Consider the following 9,414-nt stretch of genomic DNA (forward strand, 5'->3'; position numbering starts at 1 on the left):
AAAGCAAACGAATATTGGCGTTTCCACCGGAAGCCCCATATTCAAAACGTCCGGTCAGTTCGTCGGAGACTTTAACGTTTGCACCGATACGGGAGTTCACCTGAAGGTATTCAGAATATTGTGTATTCCCGTCATCGCCTGAAATGATGTCAGTATCATCCCAAAAGGTAGCTAGACGGGCACTTCCATAAAAATTCCACTCTGCTGCATAAGCAGAACCCATCATTAGAGCAAGTGCCGCCAAAACTACAATAGTTTTTTTCATCTTTCTCTCCTTTTTAAAAATATACTAAAAAATGCCGAACAAAACCTGATTGGGCCAGACTCCTACGATGGTTATAAGATTTTTGTCAACCCTTTTTGTTTCTGTATATAGAACTATTACATAAAAATATAGAATTTATATATATATCAAACAAAAAAAAGGCGATGTTCCAAGAGATCTTGAAACACCACCTTTTTTGAGGAAATAGTCTTCACCGTTTCAAAATTGCCTGTCAGCCTCAGGCAAGATCAAACGGGTCAAGCAAGATCAAACCGGTCAAGATTCATGACCTTATCCCAGGCCGCAATAAAATCAGTTACAAATTTTTCCTGGGCATCCGCGCCGGCATACACTTCACAAAGCGCCCGCAACTGGGAGTTTGAACCAAACACCAGATCCACACGGGTACCCGTCCATTTCAGTTCACCGGTTGTCCGGTCACGGCCTTCAAACACCGTATCGTCTTTTGTATCCGGTGCCCAGACCGTCCCCATGTCCAATAGATTGACGAAAAAATCATTGGTCAAAATGCCTGGACGCTGGGTTAAAATGCCGTGCCGAACCTGCTTGAAATTGGTATCCAAGACACGCAGGCCTCCAATGAGAACGGTCATCTCCGGAGCAGTCAATGTCAGCAGTTGGGCTTTGTCCACCAGCAACTCCTCTGCCGGAACCGCATATCTTTTTTTAAGATAGTTGCGAAACCCGTCGGCCACGGGTTCGAGTACGGAAAAGGAGTCAATATCGGTCTGCGCTGCTGAGGCATCCGTACGCCCCGGGGAGAAGGGCACCGTGACCTCAAATCCGGCATCAGCCGCTGCCTTTTCAACACCGGCACATCCTCCCAGCACAATCAGATCCGCCATGGAGACTTTTTTCCCGCCGGTCTGGCTGGTGTTAAACGCCTGCTGAACCCCTTCAAGGGTATTAAGTAGACCAGTAAGCTGATCCGGCTCATTCACAGCCCATCCATTCTGGGGTGCTAAACGGATACGTGCGCCGTTCGCCCCGCCGCGTTTGTCCGAGCCGCGAAAGGTTGACGCAGAAGCCCAGGCCGTGGAGACCAGCTGGGAAACAGTCAGTCCCGTGCCCAAAATTTTTCGTTTAAGTTCGGCGATATCCCTGGCGTCAACAAGCTCATGGTCTGCCTGGGGCACCGGATCCTGCCAGATCAAATCCTCTTGGGGAACATCAGGGCCAAGATACCGGGCCTTGGGCCCCATATCGCGATGGGTAAGCTTGAACCACGCCCGGGCAAAGGCATCGGCAAACGCCTCCGGGTTCGCAAGAAAATGCCTGGAAATGGGTTCGTAAATCGGATCAAACCGCAGGGAGAGGTCAGCGGTGGTCATCATGGGGCGATGCTTTTTGGATGGATCATGGGCATCTACCACCATATCTTCATCCTCAACATCCTTTGCCAGCCACTGGTTGGCACCGGCCGGACTTTTGACCAGTTCCCATTCGTATTTAAACAGCACCTTGAAATATCCCATGTCCCATTGGGTAGGATTGGGCTTCCAGGCGCCTTCGATACCGCTGCCGATGGTGTCGCCGCCTTTGCCCCTACCGTGGCTGCTTTTCCATCCCAGCCCCATCTCTTCGAGGGGGGCCGCCTCGGGTTCCGGTCCCAACAGCGCCGCATCGCCGGCGCCATGGCATTTGCCGAATGTGTGGCCCCCGGCCACCAGGGCCACGGTCTCTTCGTCGTTCATGGCCATCCGGGCAAAGGTTTCCCGCACATCAATCCCGGAGGCAACCGGATCCGGATTGCCGTCCGGCCCTTCCGGATTTACATAAATTAAGCCCATCTGTACGGCAGCCAAAGGATTTTCAAGATCACGTTCCCCGGAATACCGGCTTTTGGGCTTATCGCTGGTGGCCAGCCACTCCTCTTCCGCCCCCCAGTAGATATCCTCCTCGGGTTCCCATACGTCTTCACGCCCGCCGGCAAATCCAAAGGGTTTCAGCCCCATGGATTCAATGGCGCAGGTTCCGGCCAGCACCATGAGATCGGCCCAGGAAATTTTGTTGCCGTATTTCTTTTTCACGGGCCACAAAAGTCTTCGCGCCTTATCAAGGTTTACGTTATCCGGCCAGGAGTTCAACGGGGCAAGCCGCTGGTTGCCCGTGCCGGCGCCGCCCCGGCCATCCATGGTACGATAGGTACCGGCGCTGTGCCAGGCCATCCGGATGAACAACGGGCCATAATGGCCGTAATCTGCCGGCCACCACTCCTGGGAATCGCGCATTAAATCAATCAGGTCCTTTTTCACGGCTGAAAGATCAAGACTTTTAAATGCGGCCTTATAGTCAAACGAATCCCCCATGGGATTGCTTTTCCGGTCATGCTGGTGAAGTATTTTCAAATTTAATTGATTAGGCCACCAGTCGCGATTGGACTTTCCCTTGGCTGTGAAGTCTCCTGCGCTTTTACCGGTAACCGGGCATTTTCCTTTTTCATTCATAACAGATCTCCTTTAAATAATGTACGTTATTTGGGGACACCTTTAATGATAAAGCATATCAAATGATAACGATTATCATTTGATACTCTAATCCAAAAATAGAAAAAAACCAATAAATATTTTTAAACAGGCTTTTATAAACGCTTCAAAATAAAAATATTGCTGTCAGATGCCAATTTTTGTACGGGTTACAGCAAAACAGTAAGGGAATTGAGCTTATTCTTCTTTGGCCTGGCAGTCGCTGCAAATGCCGAAAAAATCCAGTCGATGATTAAATATTTTAAAACGGGTCTCCCTGGCAACCTCGTTTTTCATCTCATCCAGGCTGTCCAAATCCGGGTCAACAATTTTACCACACTTGGTACAGATAATATGGGGATGCGGATAGGGTTTCTTCCCGTCATACCGGTTGGACCCGTCGGGAAAACCAAGTTCAAGAACTTCACCAAAGGATTTGATAACGCAGATATTTCTGTACACAGTTGCAAGACTCATGGTTGGAAAATTTGCTTTAAGTTGTTCGTGTATCATTTCAGCACTGGGGTGATCCACGCTTTTCGCCAGGATTTTTATAATGGCGAGCCGCTGGGGCGTTATCTTGTGACCCTTATCTTTTAGTTTACAAAGAATGGTGTCAACTCTGTTTTGGTTGTCTTTCAATAAGAAACCTTCCAATTCAATAAGATGAATGCTAATGAATTAACACTAAACACCCTGTAAATCAAATTGTATCATCCCCGAGCATTTTAGCCACCAGCTTCATATGTGATTTCTCCATCTGGGCAATGGAGAGAAAGGCGTCCTGTGCCTCACCCTGACCCCGACGGTCTGCCATGGTGCGGTAAAGATCATAGGCCTGTATTTCAATGCTCAACGCCATCTCTATGACATCTGTCCATGTAACTTTTTTATTGGCGTACAAATCGGTCATCACGTCTGAAAGGGGACGGCCATTTTCAAGGATGTCCCCTTTCAGAGATCCATAAAGCTCTTCAAAGGGTACCGGGTTTTCAACGCTTTTCTTCCAGTACGAATAAATAGTTCGGGCATGAGCAATTTCAGCCTTTGACAGTTGTTCAAGCGGGGCTATAAAATTTTCATCCGGGGCAAAGGAGAGAAGGCTTTCATAAAAGCGCTCTGCGGCTTTTTCCAGTTCCATTGCCTGGTAAAGCAGCCGGTCATCGCTTTCTTGGTAGTCAAACACCTGCAGCCGGGGAAATCCTTCTAGGGAATGGCCCTGATAAGAGAGAAATCCGCCGGTGATATTGTAGGTTTTCTGTGCGTCTCTGCCGCTTTCTGCCGCCATGATGCCGGCCACTTCGGATCGGGCACCGCTATGGCAGTAAAAAAACAGGTCCTTGTCCAGAGCAAGTTCCGATAGATGGTTGCCCAGGGTATTTAAGGGGATCAGTTTGGCCCCCGGAACATGTCCGGCCGCATATTCTCGTTCCTGCCGGACGTCAACCACGATAAAATCGGCTTCCTTGTTTGCAGCACGGTATTGTTCAAATGCGTCAAATGAAATTTCTTTAAATTCGTCGTCTATAATCATAATCTACCCACTCCTAAAAAGCGCTGTCGTTTTTCATACTCCCTATAATTTTCATATTCCCTATAAAATAAGTCGATATGGTTTCTTTTTCAATATCAAACGGGCGATAGCCTATGCTGATTCCGGATCTGCCGGGGAAGAGTGCGGCATGCCGGAAATCGAATTGGTTTTAGAAACATGGATCAGATAGTGCTCCGTGGTCAACTGCTCTTCCAAGGGAGGATCTCCCAGCCAGCGGCGGTGACGCATCCAGGCAGCCACTTCGAGAGCGCCGCGGGCAGAACGCAGGCTGCCGTCAGATCCGATCTCCCGGAACTTGAGACGGCGGCTCTTTACATCCACGCCTCTGCTTGAAAACAAGGTCTGGATACCGTCAATATGAAGTCCGTAGCGATCTGCATATCGGGCAAAATGGGTCCGCTCAAAAAGGGCAAAGGCACTGGCCGTGAAACTGTGGACATAAGGGTAAACCTCAGTGAGGAAATCCAAAGTCCGGGTCAGATCCTGATCCGTTGAGGTCGGCAGTCCGAAAATCATGAGTGCGGTGCTGGCAATGCCTACGGCTGCAGCATCCTCAAGGACCTTCCGGATATCCCGGACATTTGTACCTTTGTTGATAAGATCAAGCAGCCGCTGGGAACCGCTTTCCACCCCCCATCCGATCCATCGGCACCCCGCAGCAGCCCACAGCGCCATTCGTTCCCGGGTACAGCCGACCACAGGTTTGCTTAAAATATGCAGGTTGATGGAGAGGCCTTTTTCAAGAATAACGGTGGCAATATCATCCATATCCTCTGCCGTAATGAATTCATCGGCTGAATAGAAATGGTGGACATGGAATTGCCGGCACGCTTGTTCCATCTCGGAAACAAAGGCCGCCACGGCTTTTTTTCGGTATCCGCCAAAGGAAACGTTATGGGTGCAAAAACGGCAGCGCCGCCAGGCGCACCCCCGGGAAAAAAGCACGGGCAGTACCGGCACAGGGTTAAAATAGGCATCCAGGGGCAACCGTGAAAAATCCGGGGCAGGCAGGCCATCCAAGCTAATGGATCTGGCTTTGGGATTGGCACGTATTTCACCGTGGTCCCGGAAAATTAGGCCGGGCACAGATTCCAGGCTTTTTCCGGCACAAAGAGCTGCACAGGCCGCTTCCCCCTCCCCTTCAACGACTCCGTCAATTTCCGGCACACCCCTTAGCAGTTCACGGATATTCAATGCTGACATCATAGCTCCGCCCAAGATAATCCTACAGGCGGAAACCTGCCTGACTGCCCTAGCCAGGGCAGCCGCAAAAGGCACCTGCTCAGGAAAAAGAACGGAAATACCTAACAACTCCGGATCAAAATCCAGCAACTGGCCTGTCAGAGCGCCCAGAAGATTCAAAAACAGCACCTCTGCTTCCCTTCCTGCCAGAAAAGCTTCGGCCTGATGTTCCATATTCGTCATAGTTCTTCGAATCTGGTCCCAGATCTGTTTATGTGCCAGAGTCTGCTCTTCATTAAAAAACTGCCCCTTATTTCCCGAAAGGAATGCTACCAGGTTCATACCTGACGGATGTGCACCGGCCAGCCACATCCAGGTTGCCAGGTTCAAATCGGCAAGGCGGACAGCCGTGCCGGGAACGGCGGCTTCGATATAGGGCGCCAGGGTTGCAATGCCCAGGGGAACATAGGTAGCACTGGCCCTGGGTGGAAAGGCAAGAACAACCCGCATGATGCTTATCTCCTGAAATTGAGTATGTTTATACCCTGAATACCATACCAGGGCGACATCATTTAGCACCATTTATAAAGAGTTTCAAGCCTAAAACCCAAGGACTTCGCATGTAAAAACAAGGCGGGAGTACAGAGTGTGAATCTCTTGAATTTCCGATTTGGCGGTAACTTTTATGCTGAGACTATGTTTTAATCAGGGGCATGGGTTTGCAAACACCAAAGCCTTGGGCAAAATCAACACCAATCTCATTCAATATGTCAATTATGGTTTTGTTTTCCGCATATTCAGCAATGGTTTTTTTCCCCAGAAGATGTCCAATTCGATTAATTGTTTCAGTCATTGCCCGGTCCACGTCATCCCTTTCAATATTTTTTACAAAGTTGCCGTCAATTTTCAAATAGTCAACCGGCATATTTTTCAAATAACTAAAAGAGCTTGCACCGGTACCAAAGTCATCAAGCGCAAATTGAATACCAATTTTCTTACATTCATTTATGAAATCTGTTGCCGCACGAAGATTTCTGACAGCAACCGTTTCAGTTATTTCAAAACAGATAGATGTCGGATCAATGCTGTATTCGGTAATTTTCGCCGTTATGAAATCGTATAATTCAAGAGAGTTTATTGAAGCCCCAGAAAGGTTGATATTCACCATCAGGCCGGAATCTGAATGATCAGCACGTATATTATGAAATTCTGAGAATACTTTATTGATCACCCACTGATCAATCTGTGGCATTAAATTATACCGCTCCGCAGCCGGAAAAAACCGACCTGGCGGGATAATCTCCCCACTCTCGGACACCATTCGTAAAAGAATTTCCAAATGCTGTCTGGACCCGGCAAGATCGCTTAGTGTCTGGTAGGTCTGGTAATAAAGAGAGAAGCTGTTTTCTTTCAGTGCGGATTTTATACGTTCCACCCAACTGACTTCATCCCGCTTGGCTATCAACTCCGCCTTATTGTCCTGAAAAATACAAAGGCGTTGGCGGCCGGATTCTTTGGCCAAATAACAGGCCGAATCAGCTTCATTAATAACATCTTTGGCCTTACAACTATTGCTGGTGACCGATGTCATACCGATGCTTATCCCAACTGTATGAATCTTGTGATCATGAAAAAAATGGTAGTTTTTGACGGCGCTGAGAATACTGTTGGCGATTATTCGGCCCCGTTCTTCATCGCATCCGTCAAGGAGGAGGCCGAATTCATCACCGCCAAGACGTGCCAGTGAATCACTGGTCCGAACCTGGGCGCTTATGAGCCGTGATAGTTGTATGAGCAGTTCATCCCCGGCATTATGACCACAGGTGTCATTGACAATTTTAAACCCGTCAAGATCCATAAAACAAAGCAACCCTGATCTTTTCTCAATTTGAGCCCGTTCAATTGCCTTTGCAACCCTTTCTTCAAATTCACGGCGATTAATCAGTCCGGTCAATGCATCATGGGATGCCTGCCAGGATTGTTGTTGCAGTCGTTTACGAAAAATGGAGACATCTCTCAAACAGAGTACGCAGCCAATCAAATTACCGCTGTTATCCAGTAAGGGAACGGCCTGCTCTTCCACAGCTATTGTTCGATTGTCATGGGAAATAAGAGAACAGCGCCCTTGGCAGGAGGCAGATTTTTTTGTATCAATTGCCTTGTAGAGCGCACTTTCAACCTCTGAATTGGTTTGATCATCAATGAGTGTCAGAATTTCAGATATATTTTTCCCGTTTAATTCATAAAATGAATGGCCAATGAGTTTCTCTGCAGCAGGATTAAGATATGCAAGGCTTCCTTTTTTATCCGTACGGAGCACCCCGTCATGAATAGACTGAAGTGTAGCCTCTGCCTGTTGTTTTTCTTCAGACAATTCAGTGGAAAGTTGGCGAAGCTTTTTAACCGGAAGAAGCCAGAATACCAGCAAAACTAAGGCCCCCACGAACAACCCAAAAACACTGCTGACCAAAGTGTTGTGAATGACATGGGAAAGACTCGTACTCACAACAACCCTTCCTACGATCCGATCCATATCATAGAGCGGGTAGCTTCGCTGTAGATATTGGCCTTTTATGGGTTCCCCGGCTGAAGTCAGTTCATTTCCTTGATCATCGAAAATCTGCACAAATTCGTTTTCCAATAGAACGGGTTCCCGGGCAAGGATTCCCTGCATCCGGTTTTCTGCAAACATCCATGTTTGCGGAAGTGTTGTGATCATTTCTTTTTGCGCATTGGCTTTGATCCGAGCCTTGAAAGTGAGTTCTTTTGATAAATCACTATATGCAATAAAAGCGGAAACTGCCGGAAGGCCGAAGACCACAACTATGGATATGGTCAAGGATAGATGGAGGAGGACTCTATCAAGCTTATCCGGGATGGAAGGAGTCATCAGTTTCGTGTTATTGAGCCGGATAATTGCCGTTTTGTTTTAAAATATCGGACCCTTTTTCAGAAAAAACAAACTCAAGGAATGCATCGACTTGAGCAGAGCGCTCCTTTGGAAGAATAAAGTAAAACCGTTTGATAATCGGATAATCACCTGCAATGCAGGACTGAATGTTAGGCTCCACACCGTCAAGTGTTAATGCGTGAAGATCTCTTTTTTCAGAAATAAGCAAAGCCAAAGATGTCACCCCGATGCTGCCGGGTGTGTTCTCAATCTTGTCCACCGCTTCTTGATCCGTTGAAGCGAAAAGAAATCCCTGCTGGTTTTCGGCAATCTCTACCGCTTTTTTTAGTTCAGGAGAAAGGGCTTTTATCTGTTTGGTATTATCGTCTCCGGCCTGGCGGATAATGGGACGAATGGTGGAGCCGTCCGGCCATTGTTTTAAAACACCTTTATAAATGTCCACGAGTTGTGTTTGTGTGACGGCATCAATTTTTGTCCTGTTTGATACGGCAAAAACCGTTGGTGTACGGGCGTATTCAACGGCAACAAGTCCTTTTTCCAACTCAGCATCTTTTAAAGGCCGGGCACTGAGGCCGATCTGAATAGCGCCTTTAGGGACTGCTTTTATGGCACCGCTGCTTCCGATACTTGGCAGTAATGTAATTTGAACGTCTGGATTTGCTTCTTGATATGCTTGGGCAATCCATTTCATTGTGCCAAGGGCATTACCGGTTCCACCTATTGTTATGGCAGCTGAGCATGCAGCTATAGTGAAATAAAAAAATATAAGTGTTAAAACGAATACGGACAAGGAACAGTATTTTTGTTTTAAATGAAGCATCACTTTTTCCCCTTTTTTTATTATAAACAGAGCTGAAAGTATAGCTCAGACCCAATTAATTTTCTATGAAAAATGGGAATTTAATATTCTCCCATATAATCCACAAGCATCCCTGTGGTCTGACGTAACCGCTGACTGATAAGCTTGGAGATTTTCCACAGCAGTTGGACCCCTAATTGTGGATCGTCCTGGGTC

The 9,414-nt window shown here is 47.6% G+C and carries 6 protein-coding genes and 1 pseudogene; all 7 read right to left on the minus strand.

Annotated elements, in window-relative coordinates; genetic code table 11:
• Nucleotides 1-265: pseudogene (locus AB7U36_RS12205) on the minus strand (hypothetical protein); the annotation flags it as partial.
• 257 nt (nucleotides 266-522) lie between these two features.
• The gene (katG, locus tag AB7U36_RS12210) at nucleotides 523-2,733 is read right to left on the minus strand and encodes a catalase/peroxidase HPI (protein ID WP_428160047.1); all 2,211 of its coding nucleotides are present in this window, start codon (nucleotides 2,731-2,733) and stop codon (nucleotides 523-525) included.
• A 216-nt stretch (nucleotides 2,734-2,949) separates the two neighbouring features.
• The gene (locus AB7U36_RS12215) at nucleotides 2,950-3,393 is read right to left on the minus strand and encodes a Fur family transcriptional regulator (protein WP_286822233.1); all 444 of its coding nucleotides are present in this window, start codon (nucleotides 3,391-3,393) and stop codon (nucleotides 2,950-2,952) included.
• Between the two features lie 61 nt (nucleotides 3,394-3,454).
• Nucleotides 3,455-4,285, minus strand: coding sequence for a rhodanese-like domain-containing protein (locus AB7U36_RS12220; protein WP_287126218.1), 831 nt, complete (start codon nucleotides 4,283-4,285; stop codon nucleotides 3,455-3,457).
• A 111-nt stretch (nucleotides 4,286-4,396) separates the two neighbouring features.
• On the minus strand, nucleotides 4,397-5,998 hold the full coding sequence (locus AB7U36_RS12225; protein ID WP_428160048.1) for a B12-binding domain-containing radical SAM protein: 1,602 nt from the start codon (nucleotides 5,996-5,998) through the stop codon (nucleotides 4,397-4,399).
• Between the two features lie 184 nt (nucleotides 5,999-6,182).
• Nucleotides 6,183-8,327 (minus strand): EAL domain-containing protein, encoded by a 2,145-nt coding sequence (locus AB7U36_RS12230; protein ID WP_428160049.1) that lies wholly within the window; start codon nucleotides 8,325-8,327, stop codon nucleotides 6,183-6,185.
• 61 nt (nucleotides 8,328-8,388) lie between these two features.
• On the minus strand, nucleotides 8,389-9,219 hold the full coding sequence (locus AB7U36_RS12235) for a substrate-binding domain-containing protein (RefSeq protein WP_428160050.1): 831 nt from the start codon (nucleotides 9,217-9,219) through the stop codon (nucleotides 8,389-8,391).
• Nucleotides 9,220-9,414 lie beyond the last annotated feature (195 nt).

The organism is Desulfobacter sp. (assembly GCF_050177295.1).